Source organism: Pontibacter sp. H249 (assembly GCF_037892465.1).
Lineage (GTDB): Bacteria > Bacteroidota > Bacteroidia > Cytophagales > Hymenobacteraceae > Pontibacter.
Map to the genome: position 1 here is coordinate 83211 of NZ_JBBKTR010000014.1, position 19260 is coordinate 102470.

Here is a 19260-nt window from a genome sequence, read left to right on the forward strand (position 1 = left end):
AAGGCATACTTGGTTATGCCGAGGCTGCAGCAGCGGCAGCTAGTTTAAAAGCCCACGCCAATCATGAAACCGGTTCTGGCCTTATTGCCCTCCTGAAACGATGTTACAAAATCAACCCGAACAACTTTAAAGATATGCTCAATGCCTATGCCCAGCTCTAGGTAGTTTCTGGATTCTCTGGTATTCAGATAGTTTAAACTTACCACCTCCTGCCACTTCAGCTTACGGAACAGCGGCACTTTGTTAAACAGAAAACCGTTGAAATGGTGCTCAAAGTGTGCCTCCAGGTATTTGTTGTTTGTGCTGTAGCGGTAGTAATCCAGCAACTGGAAACCGTTGTACACACCGGCAAAAATGGTGCGGTTGCCATTAAAGTGTTTGTAGTCCATCAGGCGCATATCTTCCTTGCCCCAAAATGTGCCGGTGGTTAAGCTGTACTGGCTGGCGCCAAATAACCCAAAACTCACGTCATCACTGATGGTCAGGTTAGCCAGGTTGTACTGCACATCGCTGCCCAAAGCCTTTATACTTCCGCGGTAGGTAAAGGTAAAACGTGGGTACTTCGATCCTAAGTTAATTTTATCGTTGGGATGCGAGATGTAGCGCATGCCCGGTTTAAAGCTAAGTGCGGCCGTGAGCGTTAGCGCCTGGTGTGGTATAAAAGAAGCATCTCTCAGCTCCGCATTACCAGGAACGTTAGGCGTAAACCTGCTCTCATCCTCCCCATCACTTTTCCTGAAGGTAAAATCTGTGGTGTTCTGCAGCGGCATGCGGTGTGCATAGTTTATAATGCCATTAAAGGTTAAGCCATTCAATAACTCCGTACGATACAACACCTGCTTAAAATCCCGCTGGTACAGCTTCGTATAGTTTCTCTCCAGGGCCAACGTATAAATGCTGTTCACGAAAGGCGAAATAGGCTCTAGATTATTGATTTGGTACACATAACGGCCTCCTTCTACAGAAATAGTACTGCTTTTAAAAGGATTGTAGCTGTAACTGAGCATTAGCTTGGCATTGAGTTTCTCATTAGAGAAGCCATACCTTACTGTTGGCTCAATGGCGTAAGAGCGGCGGTCTTCGAAGCGCTGCACGTAACGCATACGCACATCAGCCGATACACCTTCTACGGTATTGTACTGCAGTATACTTGCGCCGCCCGTAAGGCCAACTATAGGGTCGAAATTGTAGCGAATGCGCTTGTAAGTATTGTTAAACGTATAGCCCCCAAACAGAAAGTTGCCGATTGTTGGCTTATTGCGGATATGGTCAACAGAATCCTGATAGGCTTTGGAGTTTTTGATTACCTCTATATTATCTTTTTTGGTGTAATCTTTTACCTCCTCCTGCGTAAGTGGTACCGGCCTTATGGCTGCCCAGTAAGCTGAATCGCGTTTATTCGCCTCTTTTTCTATCGCCAGCACTTCCTTTTTAGTAAACAGTTTCTCGTCTACCACTGGCCTCTGCTCTTCGGCTTTAGCCTCCTGCGGCTTCACCAGCCTTACCTTTACCTTACGTGGCGATTTTGCCTGTGCTATAGCTTCTTTTTCGCTTTCTGGTGTTACCTCCTGCAGCACAGGTGGTTTGCTATAGGCAGGCTGTACTTTATACTTCGAGTATACGCCCATGGCATAGCCTCCGCCTTTAAAGCCCAAACCGGCACCCTCAAAACTAAACCGCTGGGACACCGGCATCCATACTTCTGCAGCCACCGGTGCATACACTTGTCGCACCCGTATCCAATCTACAAATTCTATCCCGGCATTTTTAGTCAGCCGCAGGTCGGTGCTGTGGATGCGCCAGCTGCCATCTACAATGTATATGTTACCAGAGAAAACGGGATCATTTTTGCGTTTAGGTATAACTTTGATCTTGTTGATGGTGCGGCCGTTTTCCTGGAAAGTGCCCAAATACTCGTAGCGGTAAAAGAACAGCGCATTGTTAGCCAGCGGCGAAACAAAACCGCGCTCGCTCAATCCTTGCACCTTCAGTAGGTTATCGTAAAAGCTGATGTTCATTTCGGATGCCTGGTTAAAGCTGAAGCCTTTTTTCTGGCCGCTTACCTTACTTGAGATCATCTTTTCGTGAATCTTGTTCGGCTTTTTAAAGCTGAGGACTGATACTGACTCTGATAAGTATACTATGCCGGTATCCACATCTACTACACGTATGCCCAGCACTTTCGACGGTACTTTATCCATACGGGCCACACTTTTCATGTATACTTGTGCACTCCAGGCATTTACTTCGTTCTGGTGGTATTTTCTTAGCCGGATGGCGTTGCGCATAATGGCATAGGCAGGGTCTTCGTCGGAGGCATGTACGACTACTTCTTTCAGATTGAGCACCTCTGGCAGTAGCTGCACATTCAATTCCTGGGAACCATCGTCTATCGTTACTTTTTCGGTGCGGGCGCGGTAGCCAACGTACTTAAACTCCAAGGTATAAGTGCCAGCATCGAGTTGCAGCTGGAAGTAGCCTTGGTCGTTGGTGGCGGTGCCGCTGGTGGTTTCGGCAATGTAGATGCTGGCAAACGGCAGGCCCTGGCCGTTCTCGTCGGTAACGCGTCCGCGAAGTATACCTGCTTGGGTAAGTATAGGCGGCAGCAGTAAAAGCAGTAGTAACCAAAAAAAATAAGGGCGCATGTTTTGTAGCTTTAAAAACTTGTACGCAAAGGCAGTTAAAATACCTACACCACATCCAACCAACTTACTATAATCCCAAACCGCACTACGAAATAGATGTAAAAATAGGCTGAGCGGTTACCTAAATAACCACAAAAAGCCATAACCACTAGCATTGGCTGTGCAATTTATACTTCTAACGCCAAACGCCTAATCTTGTGTTTAAATTTTACAAAGTATAATAATTTAGCCTGCCTTTGCTGCAGCTGCCTCTTTTTTTGACAGCTGGTTTTTGTAGCCTACATTTAGCACCACCCCTAGCAGCACCAGCGCCATACCTGCGTAAGACCACACGTTAAACGTTTCGCCAAAGAAGGTATACCCCAGAAACAATGCGTAAATAATTCCGATATAATTGAGGGTAGAAATCTTAGAAAGCTCTTCCGACTGATAGGCCATGGTCATGTAATACTGCGCCAACTGGGTAAGCACTCCAACTAGTATCAGTATAGCCCAATCCCAACCTTCTGGCTGTACCCAATTAAAAATAGAGTATAAACCAGTTATGGGCAACGCCACCAACGGAAAATAAAACACGATTACCAACGGATGCTCACGCGTATTCAGCCTTCGAATCATGTTATAGGCAATGCCTGCAAACAGCGCACTGGCCACACTCAAGCCTAAGTATAGCGGCGAGATACGCACATCAACCCCCTCAATTACAAGTATGCCCGCAAACGAAATCAGGAAGAAAACCCACTGCCACGGCTTCACTTTTTCTTTCACAATAAACACCCCAAGTATGGTGGTAAAAATTGGCGACAGGTATTGTATGGTGACAGCTGTAGCCAAAGGTATATTCTGGAGCGTGATGAAGAACAGGATAAGTGCAGCTGCCCCGGCTACTCCCCGTGCAATCAGGAGGCCATGATGCGTACCAATCACGCTTACATTCTGCCGTTTCAGCATGGCCCAACTCATAATTAATGAAACGCCGGAGCGGAAAAGTATAATCTCCACCGCCGGTATATGCGACACCTCTTTCACACACACGTTCATCAAAGAAAAGAAGAACGTAGACAGCAGCATGTGCCGTACCCCTTTAGATAACATACGTTAAACTGTTTTCACTACAAATGTCCGGGTTTATACGTTGTGAAAGAAGCTTTTTTAGCAGAAGTATAAACCGCAAACTCAGAACTCTGCTTTACGGTAACTTGTTTATATTTGAGTAACCAACCACACTATTTTGGATCGCCAGAAAAAACAGAAAACCTATACCCCGAAAGAGGCCTTAATAAAAGCCGCCGCCTACTGCGCCTACCAGGAACGTACCCAGCAGGAAGTGCGCGACAAACTGTATACTTATGGTTTAGAACCTGACGATATAGAAGAACTGATAATACGCCTGAGCCAAGAGAAGCTGATTGACGAGGAACGCTACGCCCAGAGCTACGTGCGCGGAAAGTATGGCCTGAAAAAGTGGGGCCGACGCAAAATTATGCAGGGCCTCAAAAGCAAAGGCATTTCCGATTACTGCATTAAACAGGGCCTGAAAGAGATAGACCCTGAAGTATACGAACAGAACCTGCTGCAACTGCTGGAAAAGAAAAACGCCACTGAAAAAGAAAAGAATCCCTTCACCCGCCGCCAGAAACTAACATACTTCCTCATGAGCAAAGGCTATGAGAATGACCTGGTGCAGGATGCGATAAAGGGATTGGAGTCGTGAATAACTTGCGCAGAGCTATCTATTTATTTAAATAAAGCACTATATTAGAGGATGCTAATTCTTAGCATTACCAGTACTTAAAATCCTACAAGTATCTTTTAAACAAACTTACTATGCTAAACACTCTACTCTTTATTGGTGGTATCGGAGGAGCTGAAATTCTTCTTCTTTTATTCTTTATAGGCATTCCGGCCATACTTTGGCTTTGGGCACTAATCGATTTGCTTCGAAGTGATTTTAAAAACAGCATCAATAAGCTGATTTGGGTTATACTTATTGTCTTTTTACCGGTTCTGGGAGCCATACTTTACCTGTTAATTGGTAGAGGCCAGAAAGTGAAGGCTAGTATTCAATAATACTTTTGTTCCCATACCGCAAATTGTGCTGAAACTAAGCTTGCGGTATGGTTACATAAATTAGCAACGAAACTACCGCTTCGGCGGCAACTTTGGGTTCTCAATTCTTCGTTGCTGCACCAGCACTACCCGGCGGCCTGTAATTTCCTCCAGCATCGGCTTTAGTACCTTTTCGGCGTTCTCCTGTGTCTGGCGAAGTATACCAGATCTTAAAGCTGCTTTCTTTACGTTCCGCTCGGCATACTTATAACTCTCCTCCACCAGGCTGGCATCCTGAAAGTAGGTGTTCTCTTTGCTGAACACTTTAGATTTGCTGTGGTCTACTTTGTAGTAGCAAATCTCCGGCTCCGGCACCCCGATCTGCACCAGCGAGTCGCCTTCGAAAACAATATCGGCCTTAGTTATTTTAGTGAAATCCACGCAGCCAACTGCCTCGCCAGAAACAATCAACACCACTTTAGATTTTGGCACCCACCTCGATACGTTTTTCTCATACTCCACCACATCCTTGAAATTGTAACGCACCAACTCCATCTTGCCTAAGTCTTCTACAGAAGTAAGAACGGTGTTATAGTTTACCACCACTTCAGGCTCTTTTTTAGCGGCAGGTTCATCAAAAAAGTCTCTAATAAAACGCCAGAAGAAAAATCCGGCCACCAAAACAATGATCCAAGGGAGAAGTTTTATAAAAAGTCGGAGTAAGGGCATGGGTACTATTTAAGCAAGGTTCAGAAAACTTGTATATGACTAGTCAACCGTTATCATGCTGCAATAGTTGCAACAACCATTCCTAAAGCTAAAGGTATAAATGTATTATACTTCTAACCCCAGCCGCTCTCTGAATCCGGCATTGCCTTGCAGGCCACCAGTATGAACTGCCAAAATGGTAGTTCCTTTGCTAAAGTAGCCTCCCTTAATCAACTCGAACAGGCCATACATCATTTTACCAGTATAGATCGGCTCCAGCGGTATCTGGTGCTGCCCCTGGAAAGCTTTTATAAACGCTATAAGCTCCGGCTTTACCTTCGCGTAGCCTCCAAAGTGGTAGTCGGTAATAAGTTGCCAATTGCTATACTTTTGCCCGCTGTAGTTGTGCACCAACTGCTCAATTTCCTGCTGCAGAAACTCTCCTCCCTTCAGTGCCGGAAATCCCAACACCTGCTTTTCTCCTGCCAGCCCGGCAATAATACCTGCTATGGTTCCCCCTGTACCAGATGCGCAGCAGATGTAGTCGTAATTTATGCTGATGTCCTGTACGATTTCGGTGCAGCCTTTTACAGCAAGGTTATTTGTGCCGCCTTCCGGTATGATATAAGGGTTATTAAATTGCGCTGCCAGCTCCAGCAAAAAAGGTGCTTCATGTTTGAGTTTATACTTTTCGCGGGAGATGTAGTGCAGCTCCATTCCGCAGGAAGTGGCAAAGCTTAAGGTTGGGTTTAATGGCAAGTGCTCTTCTCCCCTGATGATGCCGATAGTCCCAAAGCCATACTCTTTGCCAGCGGCGGCTGTAGCAGCTATGTGGTTGGAATAAGCACCGCCGAAAGTAAGCAATGTAGTCTTTTGCTGCTCTTGGGCCGCCTGCAGGTTATACTTTAGCTTACGCCATTTATTCCCCGATATGTGCGGATGCAGCAGGTCTTCACGCTTAATCCACAGCGTTATGTCGTGTGCCTCCAGCAGCGGGTCGTGTAGCTTTTGCAGCGGTGCTTCCATGCTCAAAGGTACGTACTATTTTCAGGTACTTAGCTGTCATTTCGAGCTACGCGAGGAATCTGAAACATGGCGGGGTTATGCAATGCTCCAGAATTCTCATCAAATCCGAAATGACATTTAATTCAAAAAAGAAGCCCCAGCTGTTGCTGAGGCTCTACTTATACTTTAAACTTTTAGCTTTTAACTTTATCCACTTCCTCTACCCGCTGCTTTTTCTTTACACCGTAGGCGATGGCGCCCAGCACCACCACAATCAGAAGAATAGAAGAAACAAGCGAAATGGTATTACCCAGGAAGTATGATTTAGGAGCAAACTTAAATTCGATGGTGTGCTTGCCAGCTGGTACCTGCATAGCACGTAGAATGTAATTGGCACGAATATGATCAACTGGCTCACCATCTAAATAAGCTTGCCAGCCGTCAGCGTAGTATACTTCCGAGAACACAACTAAACCACCCTGCGCTGCCTGGTACTCATACTTCAGGTTATTCGGATCATAAGCCACCAGCTCGATATTGGCGTTATCAGCAGAGAATTTCTGCTGCTTTACCGGGAATTTATTCACGTCTACTACGGCAGTTGTAGCTGCATCAAAATCGCTTAGCGCTGCCAACTCCTCGTCCGGCGACTGCACCGGCTGCACCTGCTCTACAAACCAGGCATTGCCCAGCGCTCCCGGCACACGCTGCACCGGCTGCTGCTGGTCGCCGGTAATGGCGTAGCGCGTGTTCAGCATGCGGTATATTTCTAGGTTGTTTTGAGAAATGTGGCGATCAATTACATCTTGATAGCGGCGCAACTTGGCACCGTGATACCCGCCAATCGACTTGTGGAAGTAGGAGGTGCGGGCATCGTTGAACGGATTCGGCAGGTAAATCACACGATAGCTCAGGTCCTTGTCCTGAAGTATGATTTGATCGGCCTGCGTTGGCTGGAAATAGTTAGCCACTACCTGGCGCTGAAAATCGTCGTTGTTCAGGTAACGCTTGTCCACCATCCACAAATCAGCAAGTATAAGTATACCTACAGCGGCCATGGCTATTGTAGCCGACAGCTTGTTTTTCACGAAGAAGTATAAAGCGCCCGCTGCCAGAAGTATAAACACCAAAGAGCGGAGCGCGTCCGATTGCATCATACTTTCACGATCGGCACGGATGGCATCGATTGGAAATTGCGCCTGCATCAGTTGCTGGTCAACCGGCGAAACGAAGCTGGCAGATCCTGCAAACAGCCATACCAGCAAACAGATGCCTCCAGTTATACCTCCTGAAATTAACAGCTTTTTATCCAGATCTTTGATCTGGCTATAATCTTTGAACAGCCTCCATAGCGCCAGCATGGCCAGGAATGGAATTGTGATCTGGGCAATTACCAATGCCGAAGATACTGCCCTGAACTTGTTGTACAGCGGGAAGTAATCGAACATGAAATAGTTGAACGCCTCGAAATTCTTACCCCAAGCCAGCACAATAGAAAGTATGGTACCAGCCACGAGCCAGCTGGTCCAGCGGCGGTCTACGATAAACAAACCTAGCACGAACAGGAATATCACAATGGCACCCACGTAAACCGGTCCGCTTGTCATGGGCTGCGGCCCCCAGTACATTGGCAAGCCTTGTTTTACAATTTGCTCGGCTTGTGCCGGTGGTGCTCCTAATTTTAAAAGAGCATTGTATGTTTCAGAATCTGAGTCTAAGGAAGAGCTGCTGCTACCGCCGTAAAAGTCTGGTATGAGCAAGGTCATGGTTTCGCTTACGCCATAGCTCCAGTTAAAGGCATACTCTCTATCAAGGCCGCTACCTACATTCTCGCCGCTGTTGGGTTGCGTTAATTCCGATTTGCCCCTAATACTGTGCTCGGTGTACTCTGCAGTAGTGTAAAGCCTGCCAAAGTTTACGCCTACGGCAAGTATAGCTGCTATTGCCAGTACGGCTCCTCGTTTCAGAAGCTCTGCAATTGTACCATTTTTAATAGCAAAGACAACTTCAACAATGCCAAAGACTATCACCAGCAGCAGCATGTAGTAGGTCATCTGCAGGTGGTTGAAGTGCAGATTAAGCGTAAGACCAAGTGCAAACAAGGCAGCCCCCAACCACAGGTTAAGGCGCAGCGTCACAATCAGGCCGGCCAGTACCATTGGGATATAAGCAATGGTAAGCGACTTAGTATTATGCCCTGCCTCCAGGATGATGATGTTGTAAGAGGTAAACGCTACCGCAACGGCCCCTATGATAGCCAGCCAGGAACTCATGCCCATCGCTACAAAAAGTAGGTATGCGCAGAGTAAGGTGATAAAGATATTACCCGCCAGCGCAGGCATATCAAAAGTAAGTATAGAGTGAATTACGCCGGACCAGTCGCCGGGATAGCGGGTGTTGATAAGGTAAGACGGCATGCCGCTGAACATGGAGTTTGTCCAAAGGGCTTCTTCGCCGGTTGCCTCGCGGTAGTCTTGTATCTCTTTGGCGCCGCCTTTAAACTGCAGGATGTCGTGTTGCGAAAGGCCTTTATCCTCGAATAAAACCGGCGCAAAGTATACCGCCGTTAATAGTAAAAAAACTGCTACAGCAATAAGGTGCGGGAGCACATCACGCTTGAAGTTGAAGGGTGTTGTCATATCTTTCAAAATCCTAAACAGGAGTTGAAAGATAGCAGTTTTATTTTACTTCTTCATAATCCACGTACTGCCCTCCGTCGAAATCCTTGCGGTCTTTCTGTTCTGGCATGTAGTCGATTTTAACACCTCCTTTGGTTTTGCCATTATCCTGACCATTGTTCTGGTGGAAGTCCTGATACGCCTGCTGCTGTTGCTTCATGTTGCTGTAGAAGAACGTGCCGTTGCGCAGGCTTTTTTTCAAAAACAACCCGATCAGGAACCTAAATAGGAAAGGTGCTACCAAGCGGATAAAGAAAATAATAAGTAGGGTAACGAATATGAATTTGATCATGCTAATGCTTTCTTGCTTAACGAGAATACTGCAAAAACAGTACCTAACCTAGTTATACAAACCTCTTGCCAAAACTTTTGTTTCTGACGTTTTGGCGTAGTATGGCAAAGATAAGAAGTATAGTTGTTTAATGCTTGGGAGTTTAGCTTAGTTCCGCAGTTGTTTGTTGTGTGGGTTTATACTTTTTAATACCGGCTGTTACTATTGCCTACGTTTTTCCGCTATTCTATCGAGCCACTGCTATTCCTCAGTCTAACTTGCGTCTTGTTTCATCTCTGCCTTTGGTGTGCTCACGGCCGCAAGGCCTCGTCCTTTGGTATCGCGCGGTGTATCTTTCCTTTGCTCGTACCTCGCAATGCCTTCGGCACCGGAAACCTACAAGGCGCTCAACCCAAGGACTGATAAATTTCTCATAGCTACAGATCACTACAGTTTGAAACAGCAAGCTCCGACCTTTTTCGTGTTAGTATTTTCGTAGGGACAGGTCGCGACCTATCCGAGGGATGGCCGTTGCTACAAAGTATAAGCTTGTATAAAGCAACAGCTGAAATTCCCCTCCTCGGAGGGACTAGTGGTGGGTTTTGTACTTGGCATCGACGCAACGGCTTATGCCATGTGCACTTTACGACGGTCCACTGTTTGAGCGTTCAGCGAGTGGGGGTAGGGGCCCTCGAGAAAGGAGCGTCTTGATTCTTTTGCTTACTTTTCTCATCAAGGAGAAAAGTGAGGCCCAGCCGGCGAGGCGAAAAGCTGGCTATACACAGATAAGCTTCTACTCAGCAATATTTCTTTTTCATAGCCATTGCTTAACCCTGCCCGTACCAAGCTCCTTAAAGGATGACAGCAAAAGAGAAAACCATACTTTCACGCAAGATGTAAACTTGCCCCACCCTTAACCACAATATGGAATCTCGCGGCAGGAGATATTTACTTTTTTAGGAGAGGGTTAAGCTAAGTTACCTTACCTGCCCCTACCAAAACTAGCCTGTATACCCAAAGACGGAATAAAGGTCATGCCGGAGAAACTTTGGGTAGTGTTACGAAGCAGCTTATAACTGCCGTAATCCTGGTAGTAAATAGTAATAGCAGGCACCAGATAGACATACTTGAAGCCGATTCTGGCATTGGCAAATAAGCCATAGGAACCAAAGCTGTTTTTCTCCATTAGCGGATTTACTTTCTCTACCTCTCCGCCCACTCGCTCAAACAATTTGCCTGGCTCAAAGCCGTACTCAATGGAAGTATGGTTATAAACGGCACCAAAAGCTATACTTCCCTTCTCCTCTTCCGGACCGAAAGATTTACTAAAGATGATCGGAACTGTTACGTCGCGGCGTTTGGCTGTGAACTGTAGCACCGGCTGCAGTTTGTCCAGGAACAGGTTATCTATCCAGTCGGAGCTTTGGCCGGCGTATTGCAAGCCTATACTTCCGTACCAGTCGCCAACACCGGGGTTCTCGGGCGTACCTGTCGGGCCCATGAACTGGTACTGCGTATCGAACACATGCACACCAGAGGCATATTTATAGCCTACATCTAGCCGCGGTACCACTCCATAGCGAATGTAAAAATCAAAGGTAGGGCCAACCGGATCCAGGGCGTACGCCAGAAGTGCTTTGGTGGCAGTCTCTATTTCGTTGTCGTAGTAAACGGAGTCTTTTTTAACGATGGCATCCACGGTTGCTTTGGCAATATCATCTAACTGGCCGATAGGCTCTGTGGCAATGTTGCCGCCAAAGTTAACGCCTGCTTTAAACTTGCCCGGAGCTGTTACCTTACCAGAGTTGATGACAGCACGCGGCGCCGTACAACCAGCTGCCAAAACCAACAAGAACAAAAAGCCACATACAGCCTTGCCCTTCAAAAGTATACTTCCTCTCATATTTCTAATCTTACTGCAAAGATCTCAAATAAAATAACACTACGGATAATCAGCCTTACCGGCTTTAGATACCTCTCAATTATCCGGCCATGTTGTGCGGCAAGCCTCTATTTTACTTTAAAAAAGAATAAAAAAAGCTCTCCTCTGAAAATAGAGGAGAGCTTTTTTACAACTTCATATTTTACCCTTCTGCTTTTAGGAGGGATTGTAAAGCTTACTTACTCAAATACAAATTCCTTTCAGAGTATACTTTAATAAAGTAATCATCCTGCAGGTCGTCTATAAAGTAGATGGCCTCGCCTGTTGACTTCATCTCCGGACCAAGCTCCTTGTTTACTTCCGGGAACTTGTTGTAAGAGAACACCGGCACCTTAATCGCGTAGCCTTCTCTGTGCGGGTTAAAGTTGAAGTCCTTTACCTTGGCGTGGCCCAGCATAATTTTGGTAGCGTAGTTAATGTATGGCTCACGGTATGCTTTGGCAATGAACGGGAAGGTACGCGATGCACGTGGGTTCGCCTCGATGATGTATACGACCTCGTTCTTGATCGCAAACTGGATGTTGATCACTCCCACTGTGTTAAGCGCAACCGCAATCTTTTTAGTATGCTCCTCTATCTGGCGCATCACGTTTTCGCTCAGGTCAAAAGGAGGAAGTACTGCATAAGAGTCGCCAGAGTGGATACCTGCCGGCTCAATATGCTCCATGATACCGCAGATGTACACGTCCTCGCCGTCGCAGATGGCATCGGCCTCAGCCTCTATGGCATTATCCAGGAAGTGGTCGAGCAGCACTTTGTTGCCCGGGTGGTCTTTTAATAAATCAATTACGTGGGCCTCCAGTTCCTTATTGTTTATTACGATCTTCATGTTCTGGCCACCCAGTACATAGCTAGGGCGCACCAACAGCGGGAACTTCAGTTCTTTGCTCAGCTCCAGCGCCTCTTCGGCTGTCTCGATTACGGCAAACGGCGGGTACGGTATGCCCAGGTCGCGCAGCAGCGATGAGAACGAACCACGGTCCTCGGCAAGGTCAAGGGCCTGGTAGCTTGTACCCATTACTTTTATACCGTAACGGTCTAATTTCTCAGCCAGCTTCAGGGCCGTCTGTCCGCCTAGCTGTACGATTACACCTTCGGGTTTCTCGTGCAAGATGATCTCATAGATATGCTCCCAGAACACCGGCTCAAAGTATAACTTATCGGAAATGTCGAAGTCTGTACTTACCGTTTCCGGGTTACAGTTGATCATGATGGTTTCGTAACCGCACTCTTTTGCCGCCAGCACCCCGTGCACGCAGCTATAGTCGAACTCGATGCCTTGGCCAATGCGGTTCGGACCTGAGCCTAGCACTACTACCTTTTTCTTTTCTGTAACGATGCTTTCGTTTTCGCCATCAAAAGTGCTGTAGAAGTACGGCGTTTCAGCCTCGAATTCGGCAGCGCAGGTATCCACCATTTTATAAACACGGCGAATACCCAGCTCCTGGCGCACGTTAAATACCTCGCTCTCTTTGCAGCGCAGCAAGTGTGCTATCTGGCGGTCAGCATAGCCTTTTACCTTTGCCTCACGCAACAACTCTGCTGGAAAGGTGCTCAGGTTATACTTTTCAATCTCTTTCTCCAACATGTCCAGCTCCTCAATCTGCGCCAGGAACCATGGGTCAATTTTGGTCAGTTTTTGAATAGTGCTGGTTGGGATACCGATGCGCATGGCATCTTTTATACTGAACAGGCGGTTCCAGCTCGGGTTTTTCAGACTTTCGATCAGCTCGTTGTAATCTGTTTTTTCCTTGCCGTCGGCGCCAATGCCGTTTCGTTTAATCTCTAAGCTCTGGCAAGCTTTCTGCAGCGCCTCCTGGAAGGTACGGCCAATGCCCATTACCTCACCCACTGATTTCATCTGCAAACCAAGTCTGCGGTCTACACCCGGGAATTTGTCAAAGTTCCAGCGCGGAATTTTAACGATCACATAGTCCAGGGCAGGCTCAAAGTATGCGGATGTAGTTTTAGTGATGGCATTTTTCAGCTCATCCAGGTTATAACCGATGGCTAGCTTGGCGGCGATTTTCGCAATTGGATAACCGGTTGCTTTAGAGGCCAGGGCTGATGAGCGGGAAACACGTGGGTTGATCTCAATAGCAATAATGGTATCGTCATCAGGGTTAACCGAGAACTGCACGTTACAGCCGCCGGCAAACTGCCCGATGCCGTTCATCATCTTGATGGCCAGATCGCGCATGTGCTGGTACACGGTGTCTGGCAGCGTCATGGCAGGAGCTACGGTAATAGAGTCACCGGTATGGATGCCCATCGGATCAAAGTTCTCGATGGAGCAGATGATGATCACGTTGCCAAGGTTATCGCGTAGCAGCTCCAGCTCATACTCTTTCCAGCCAAGTATACTTTGCTCTACCAGTACCTCGTGCGTTGGCGAAGCGTGCAAGCCGCGTGTAAGAGCCGCGTCGAATTCCTCAGGGGTATTAACAAAACCGCCCCCCGTACCACCAAGAGTAAACGAAGGGCGAATCACCAATGGGAAGCCTATTTCTTGTGCTATCTCTTTTCCTTCCAGGAACGAGGTAGCTGTTTCTCCTTTACAAACATTTACCCCGAGCTCGAGCATTTTTAATCGGAACTGCTCACGGTCCTCGGTGGTTTCGATGGCTTTGATATCTACACCGATAATACGAACATCATACTTTTTCCAGATGCCCGCTTTATCGCAATCGATGGCGAGGTTCAGGGCAGTCTGTCCGCCCATGGTTGGCAGTACAGCATCAATCTTATGTTTCTCTAAGATCTCTACAATATACTTTTTCTCCAGTGGCTTCAGGTACACATGGTCCGCCGTTACCGGGTCGGTCATAATGGTGGCCGGGTTGGAGTTGATAAGTATAACCTCTATCCCCTCTTCTCTTAAAGAACGGGCAGCCTGGGAGCCGGAGTAATCGAATTCGCAAGCCTGACCAATAACGATAGGGCCGGAGCCTATGATCAGAACAGATTTTATAGAAGTGTCTTTAGGCATGGTGTGGTATGTATAAATTGCCCAAAGTTAGCGCAAAATGTTGGGCCCCGCAACGTAAAAATGCCCGAGTTTAGATTTAATTTAAAACCGTTAACCTTTAAGCTACTTGTAAAAGGGCTTTAATCGCCTTCTTCCAGTATAAAAAGCTCGTTTACAGAAATTCCGAAGTATGCCGACATTTTAAGGGCAAGCAGCGTAGAAGGCAGGTATTTGTTTTTTTCGATGGCGTTGATAGTTTGCCGTGTTACTCCCAGCACCTCAGCCAGCTGCTCTTGTGTAATGTCTTTTTTGGCCCGCTCTACCTTAATATTATTCCTCATCTGCTTCCAGGGCCTTGCGTGTTCGGTATAGGTTGTATTTAAAAGATAGGTAGGTATAGAGCAAAAGTAAAAACAGCGCTCCGAGCATACCGCCTGCATCGGGCATTCCTATACTTTTTCCTCTTATTAAAGCCATTATACTACCAAAGACCGGCAACCACAGTATAGCCATGATCAGGAAAAAGACACCACTTACAAAAGCTTTGTAGCGCAGGTTCTGCACCATTTCGTCTTCCTGCTTCTCTTCCGAAAAAACAAGTAATGCCATCCCAATTATGATTGGATAATATACCAGAGCATCATTCCACTCATCAAAAAAGGACCTAGAATCTGTAATCACGCCCGTGCTTTTAAACAGATAAACTATAGCTGCAACCACAGGCAGGCCTGCTATCAGGACCCATTTGCCGGCATATTTGTATTTGCATGGCAGTAATGTAACCGAGAATATACTTTCTTTCATGGCTTTGATTTTATACTTATTGTGCGTTTAAATTTACTAAAAGTAAAAAATATTTTACTTTTAGTAAATAATTATTTACCAAATTTTAAATAAAAACACTTTATCAGCATCAATTTAAGAGAACTTTAAGTGCTTAATTAAATTTTAAAGAGCCACTACAGGCAAACTATAATATGCTCTTGCGTACCTATAAGTATAAACCTGAAACAATTTATATCTATGGAAATGCCTAAAGACGATGATATTATAACCAATGCCGATGAGAGCAAAAAACTCCCGGACGAGAACCCGGAACCTTTAACCGGTACAAAAAAGAAAGAAACTGACATTATAGACAACGAGCCGGAAGGCAAAGAAGAAGGAGGCAACGCTGCTGCTAAAAATGAGGAAGATACCCGAGAACTAGATGGTAGCAACGCCAACAACCTACGCACAAAATAAGAACACTAACTGAGCACCAAAAGCTGCTTTTACAATTTGTAATGATAGCTTTTGGTGTTTTATTTTTTATACCTGGATACATTTAAATGCAGAGTTTTAGGGATTGACTAAAAAGTTTGGAACGGATATAAACTTTAGCAGGTAAAACTTTGATTTTTAGAGCTAAATGCTTAACATTACTATATGTAAATCCACCCTTTAACCTCGCTCCGAATGGTATGTTTCGACTCAGAATATCTGCATGTAGAGCTTTATGAGGAACCCGGTGTGTTGATCACGCAATGGTATGGCAAGTGCACCAGCAAAGAGTACCGGGAAGCTCTTCTTAAGTTTAACTCTTATGTGCGATTGTACAATGTTTCTTACGCCATAGCCGACAGACGCCTGCTTCCTGAACTCTCTCAAAAAGATGCTGAATGGACGCTCAATGATTTTCTAGAGCTATTCGTGCAGCTCCCCCTGAAACGCTTTGCTGTACTAAACTCTTTTGATGAACATGCAGCCGAGCACCTTAAAAGATTCCTGAACGATAAGCGTTACCCTATACCTTTTGAGGTTCAAGCCTTTGAAGACCTTACTTCTGCCTACGACTGGCTCGTTTCAGTAGAAGCCTAACTATCTGTGCCAAAGGCATCGTTTCTTTTCCTGCTAGTACAAATTTCTGATCAAAACAGGTCGGCAGGGTACCTTGTCCTCTAAATTTCCTGTATTTTTCTGATTTAGCTTATCGATATAGATGAAGTTCGTGCTCTATAGCGCAAAGATTTCCATTAAAAGAGTATATTAGAAGGCTGTTTCTGACGAATTCGCCTATGAAAGCACCCTTGCTATTACTATTCACTTACCTTTTAGCTGCACCTACGCTTTGGGCAAGCGCTACAGATACCTTGCAACTACACAAGCATGTATTGGCACTTACATCCTCCGAAAAAGCCAGAAACCACCAGAACCTGCAGGAACTTAACCAAGCAGCAGATTACATCAAAGCTCAATTCACCAAACTGCAGGGTAATGTAACAGAGCAGGCGTATAACGTTAACGGAACCGACTACCGCAACATTATATATTCTACGGGCCCCGCTAATGCTCCCTTGCTGGTAGTGGGTGCGCATTATGATGTGTGTGGCAACCAACCCGGGGCCGACGACAATGCCAGCGGTGTAGCGGGTCTGCTGGAAGTTGCCAGGCTGCTGCAAAGCCATACATTACCCTTCAGGATCGACTTTGTAGCCTATACGTTAGAAGAGCCGCCATACTTCCGCACATCAAACATGGGTAGCTATGTACATGCCAAAAGTCTTGCAGAGCAAAAGAAGCAGGTGCTGGGCATGGTATCGCTGGAGATGATCGGGTATTTTAAAGAGGAGAAAAAGACACAGCGCTACCCCCTTGCACCCATGAAGCTTTTTTACGGCAGCAAAGGCAACTACATTGCCGTGGTACAGCGCTTTGGCAACGGTAAGTTCGGACGCAGCTTTTTGCGCGACTTTAACCGAGCCGCCACCTTGCCGGTGAAATCATTAAAGGCACCGGCAGCAATACCAGGCGTAGACTTCTCTGACCATTTAAACTACTGGCAATTCGGTTTTAGTGCCCTTATGATAACCGATACATCTTTTTACCGCAACGCAAACTATCACCAGCCCAGCGACACCATTTATACTTTGGATTTTGCCAGAATGGCACAGGTAGTTGATGGTGTTTATCAGACTATACTTTCCCTTCGGATTTAGATTTTATGCTTTATACTTTACTCAAGCTTATTTACAAAGCTGGCCTATGGGTGTTCTTCAAAAAATTTGAGGTGCGCAACCGCCACCTTATCCCGGGCAAAGGGCCTTTACTGGTAGTATCAAACCACCCTAACACCTTTATGGACCCCATCGTTACGGCCTCACTCCTGAAGCAGCCAGTATACTTTATTGCCAAAAGCACCGTGTTTGGAGGCAAGCTTCAGAACTGGATACTGCGCCAGATGCACCTCATCCCGATAAACCGCCGCGAAGACAACCCCGACACGGCTGTAAGTAACGACGAAGCATTTGCTGCAAGCTTTCAGGCGCTGCAACAAGGTAAAACCATTCTTATATTCCCGGAGGGCAACAGCTTTAACCAGCGCCGCCTGCGCAAAATAAAAACAGGCACGGCACGTATTGCCCTTGGCGTAGAGGCTGAAAACCAGAACATGCTTGGCCTGAAAATACTGCCAGTAGGCTTAAACTACTCTGCCCCTAGCCGCTTCCGCAGCGAAGTATTTGTTAACATTGGAGAGCCCATTACAGTGGCTGATTATGCGCATTTGTTTGATGAAGACAGCCAGGATACCGTGCTAGCTCTTACTGACGAAATCAGAAACCGCATGGAGAACTTAATTATACACACGCCTACCGACGAAGAGGATGAACTGGCACGGCAGGTAGAGGTGCTGTACAAAGGGAGAATTGCCGCAGTGGCACCGACCTCCGAACCACCACACGAACACGACTTCAATCTTACCCGCGCTATTGTAAAAAGTATAACTCACTTCAGTCAGACCTCGCCAGCACGTGTAGCTGCCCTTAAGCAGCATATTAATGATTACATGCTGCAGTTAAAGCGCCTACGGTTACAAGATGCCATACTTGGCAAAGGGCATCAGGCCATAATCCGCCAAAGTATAACAGGATTAATATTGATGATACTGGGCTTGCCGGTTTACTTATACGGGTTACTGCACAACTATATTCCGTACATCATTCCATCGAAGGTAGCCAGAGCTGTAACAAAAGAAGAGGAGTGGTACGCTCCAATTATGCTAACGGTTGGCATCTTTAGCTTTCCGGTGCTGTATGCGCTGGAAGTATGGCTGGTAGCAAAATGGCTCGAACCAAGTACACCTTTAGTGTTACTGTATATCCTGAGCTTACCGTTGAGCGGCTTTTTTACCCTCGGTTATTGGAACGTTGCTACACATACCCGAGAACACTGGCTGCTGCTACGCTTGTTCTTTAAGCGCCAGCAGGTGGTAGAGGATCTGCGTGCGCAACGTGAGGCGATTGTTGCTGAACTCGAACAGGCACGAAAAGAATATTTACAGGAAACACCGGATACAGGCAATCTTCGTAGCGCCTGATTTTGTACTTTATCCTGCATAGCAACTTTGATTTTTAGTACTGTTTTATACTTATTTCACCCTGAATAAACTGCCAAAAACCAGCTATTTACGCACATTTTATCACCGTTTTTTAATGCAGCTCGTAAAAGTTCTAGATTAAACAAATAAATAAAGTAGTAATTAGAATTTTAACGCTATGAAAAAGACTTTCATTAACCTTTGTGCATCATCGTTTGTAGTAGCTACGCTTTTGGTTGGTTGCACCAGTTCTGATACAACAACTGACTCGGAAGGCATGGATACTGAAGAGGATTACGGTACCACTACGGGTACAACAACGGGTACCACAACTGGCATGACAACTGGAACAACTGGTACTACCACTGGCACGACTACCGGAACAACAACCGGTACTACCACTGGAACCACCACGGGCACAACTACTGGTACAACTACTGGAACTACTACAGGCACTACAACCGGTACAACAACAGGAACTACCACTGGCACAACAACTGGTATGACGACAGGAACAACCGGAACCACAACAGGTACGACTACCGGAACAACAACAGGCACTACAACTGGAACAACTACAGGAACCACGACTGGCACAACTACTATGTAGTTCGGTCGTAGTTTTTAGACATTATAA

17 protein-coding genes are annotated in these 19260 nt (G+C 46.2%); 7 read left to right on the forward strand and 10 right to left on the reverse strand.

Annotation, left to right across the window (positions count from 1 at the left end; genetic code table 11):
• Positions 1-44: 44 nt before the first annotated feature.
• Together WG943_RS16270 and WG943_RS16275 are read right to left on the reverse strand one after the other, a co-directional pair.
• Positions 45-2645, reverse strand: a complete 2601-nt coding sequence (locus WG943_RS16270) for a DUF5686 and carboxypeptidase regulatory-like domain-containing protein (RefSeq protein ID WP_340410608.1) — start codon at positions 2643-2645, stop codon at positions 45-47.
• Between the two features lie 225 nt (positions 2646-2870).
• Entirely contained in the window at positions 2871-3740 is an 870-nt protein-coding gene (locus WG943_RS16275) for a DMT family transporter (protein ID WP_340410610.1), read from the reverse strand.
• Between the two features lie 136 nt (positions 3741-3876).
• Between WG943_RS16275 and WG943_RS16280 the strand changes: the two genes are divergently transcribed.
• Together WG943_RS16280 and WG943_RS16285 are read left to right on the forward strand one after the other, a co-directional pair.
• Entirely contained in the window at positions 3877-4359 is a 483-nt protein-coding gene (locus WG943_RS16280) for a regulatory protein RecX (RefSeq protein ID WP_340410612.1), read from the forward strand.
• 113 nt (positions 4360-4472) lie between these two features.
• Positions 4473-4715, forward strand: a complete 243-nt coding sequence (locus WG943_RS16285; RefSeq protein ID WP_340410614.1) for a PLD nuclease N-terminal domain-containing protein — start codon at positions 4473-4475, stop codon at positions 4713-4715.
• Positions 4716-4787: 72 nt separating this feature from the next.
• On the opposite strand, the gene WG943_RS16290 is transcribed toward WG943_RS16285, so the two are convergent.
• The 8 genes from WG943_RS16290 to WG943_RS16325 all read right to left on the reverse strand — a co-directional run bounded on the left by WG943_RS16290 (position 4788) and on the right by WG943_RS16325 (position 15070).
• Positions 4788-5423: a DUF4230 domain-containing protein gene (locus tag WG943_RS16290; RefSeq protein ID WP_340410616.1), complete on the reverse strand. Its 636-nt coding sequence runs from the start codon at positions 5421-5423 to the stop codon at positions 4788-4790.
• 105 nt (positions 5424-5528) lie between these two features.
• Positions 5529-6428 carry a 1-aminocyclopropane-1-carboxylate deaminase/D-cysteine desulfhydrase gene (locus WG943_RS16295; RefSeq protein ID WP_340410618.1) on the reverse strand — a complete coding sequence of 300 codons (900 nt, stop codon included), beginning with the start codon at positions 6426-6428 and terminating at the stop codon, positions 5529-5531.
• Between the two features lie 173 nt (positions 6429-6601).
• Complete coding sequence (locus WG943_RS16300; RefSeq protein ID WP_340410620.1) at positions 6602-9046, reverse strand: YfhO family protein; 2445 nt, start codon at positions 9044-9046, stop codon at positions 6602-6604.
• Positions 9047-9086: 40 nt separating this feature from the next.
• Entirely contained in the window at positions 9087-9377 is a 291-nt protein-coding gene (locus tag WG943_RS16305) for a DUF4834 family protein (RefSeq protein WP_340410622.1), read from the reverse strand.
• 961 nt (positions 9378-10338) lie between these two features.
• Positions 10339-11259: a hypothetical protein gene (locus WG943_RS16310; RefSeq protein WP_340410624.1), complete on the reverse strand. Its 921-nt coding sequence runs from the start codon at positions 11257-11259 to the stop codon at positions 10339-10341.
• Positions 11260-11473: 214 nt separating this feature from the next.
• Positions 11474-14287 (reverse strand): carbamoyl-phosphate synthase large subunit, encoded by a 2814-nt coding sequence (gene carB / locus WG943_RS16315; RefSeq protein ID WP_340410626.1) that lies wholly within the window; start codon positions 14285-14287, stop codon positions 11474-11476.
• 119 nt (positions 14288-14406) lie between these two features.
• Positions 14407-14607 carry a helix-turn-helix transcriptional regulator gene (locus tag WG943_RS16320; RefSeq protein ID WP_340410628.1) on the reverse strand — a complete coding sequence of 67 codons (201 nt, stop codon included), beginning with the start codon at positions 14605-14607 and terminating at the stop codon, positions 14407-14409.
• On the reverse strand, positions 14597-15070 hold the full coding sequence (locus WG943_RS16325) for a hypothetical protein (RefSeq protein ID WP_340410630.1): 474 nt from the start codon (positions 15068-15070) through the stop codon (positions 14597-14599). Before WG943_RS16325 ends, WG943_RS16320 begins: the two co-directional genes overlap by 11 nt.
• Positions 15071-15289: 219 nt before the next feature.
• Between WG943_RS16325 and WG943_RS16330 the strand changes: the two genes are divergently transcribed.
• From WG943_RS16330 to WG943_RS16350, 5 genes are all read left to right on the forward strand, one after another.
• Entirely contained in the window at positions 15290-15511 is a 222-nt protein-coding gene (locus WG943_RS16330) for a hypothetical protein (RefSeq protein ID WP_340410632.1), read from the forward strand.
• A gap of 213 nt (positions 15512-15724) precedes the next feature.
• Positions 15725-16126, forward strand: a complete 402-nt coding sequence (locus WG943_RS16335) for a hypothetical protein (protein ID WP_340410634.1) — start codon at positions 15725-15727, stop codon at positions 16124-16126.
• Positions 16127-16323: 197 nt separating this feature from the next.
• Positions 16324-17244, forward strand: coding sequence for a M28 family peptidase (locus WG943_RS16340; protein ID WP_340410635.1), 921 nt, complete (start codon positions 16324-16326; stop codon positions 17242-17244).
• A 5-nt stretch (positions 17245-17249) separates the two neighbouring features.
• Complete coding sequence (locus WG943_RS16345) at positions 17250-18623, forward strand: lysophospholipid acyltransferase family protein (RefSeq protein WP_340410637.1); 1374 nt, start codon at positions 17250-17252, stop codon at positions 18621-18623.
• Positions 18624-18801: 178 nt separating this feature from the next.
• Positions 18802-19233 (forward strand): hypothetical protein, encoded by a 432-nt coding sequence (locus tag WG943_RS16350; protein WP_340410639.1) that lies wholly within the window; start codon positions 18802-18804, stop codon positions 19231-19233.
• Positions 19234-19260: the final 27 nt, after the last annotated feature.

Coding starts and splice junctions, on each gene's coding strand:
- WG943_RS16290 (WP_340410616.1), bottom strand. CDS start 5,423: ATGCCCTTACTCCGACTTTTTATAAAACTTCTCCCTTGGATCATTGTT.
- WG943_RS16270 (WP_340410608.1), bottom strand. CDS start 2,645: ATGCGCCCTTATTTTTTTTGGTTACTACTGCTTTTACTGCTGCCGCCT.
- WG943_RS16345 (WP_340410637.1), top strand. CDS start 17,250: ATGCTTTATACTTTACTCAAGCTTATTTACAAAGCTGGCCTATGGGTG.
- WG943_RS16340 (WP_340410635.1), top strand. CDS start 16,324: ATGAAAGCACCCTTGCTATTACTATTCACTTACCTTTTAGCTGCACCT.
- WG943_RS16275 (WP_340410610.1), bottom strand. CDS start 3,740: ATGTTATCTAAAGGGGTACGGCACATGCTGCTGTCTACGTTCTTCTTT.
- WG943_RS16330 (WP_340410632.1), top strand. CDS start 15,290: ATGGAAATGCCTAAAGACGATGATATTATAACCAATGCCGATGAGAGC.
- WG943_RS16325 (WP_340410630.1), bottom strand. CDS start 15,070: ATGAAAGAAAGTATATTCTCGGTTACATTACTGCCATGCAAATACAAA.
- WG943_RS16350 (WP_340410639.1), top strand. CDS start 18,802: ATGAAAAAGACTTTCATTAACCTTTGTGCATCATCGTTTGTAGTAGCT.
- WG943_RS16305 (WP_340410622.1), bottom strand. CDS start 9,377: ATGATCAAATTCATATTCGTTACCCTACTTATTATTTTCTTTATCCGC.
- WG943_RS16310 (WP_340410624.1), bottom strand. CDS start 11,259: ATGAGAGGAAGTATACTTTTGAAGGGCAAGGCTGTATGTGGCTTTTTG.
- WG943_RS16335 (WP_340410634.1), top strand. CDS start 15,725: ATGGTATGTTTCGACTCAGAATATCTGCATGTAGAGCTTTATGAGGAA.
- WG943_RS16300 (WP_340410620.1), bottom strand. CDS start 9,046: ATGACAACACCCTTCAACTTCAAGCGTGATGTGCTCCCGCACCTTATT.
- WG943_RS16285 (WP_340410614.1), top strand. CDS start 4,473: ATGCTAAACACTCTACTCTTTATTGGTGGTATCGGAGGAGCTGAAATT.
- WG943_RS16295 (WP_340410618.1), bottom strand. CDS start 6,428: ATGGAAGCACCGCTGCAAAAGCTACACGACCCGCTGCTGGAGGCACAC.
- WG943_RS16320 (WP_340410628.1), bottom strand. CDS start 14,607: ATGAGGAATAATATTAAGGTAGAGCGGGCCAAAAAAGACATTACACAA.
- carB (WP_340410626.1), bottom strand. CDS start 14,287: ATGCCTAAAGACACTTCTATAAAATCTGTTCTGATCATAGGCTCCGGC.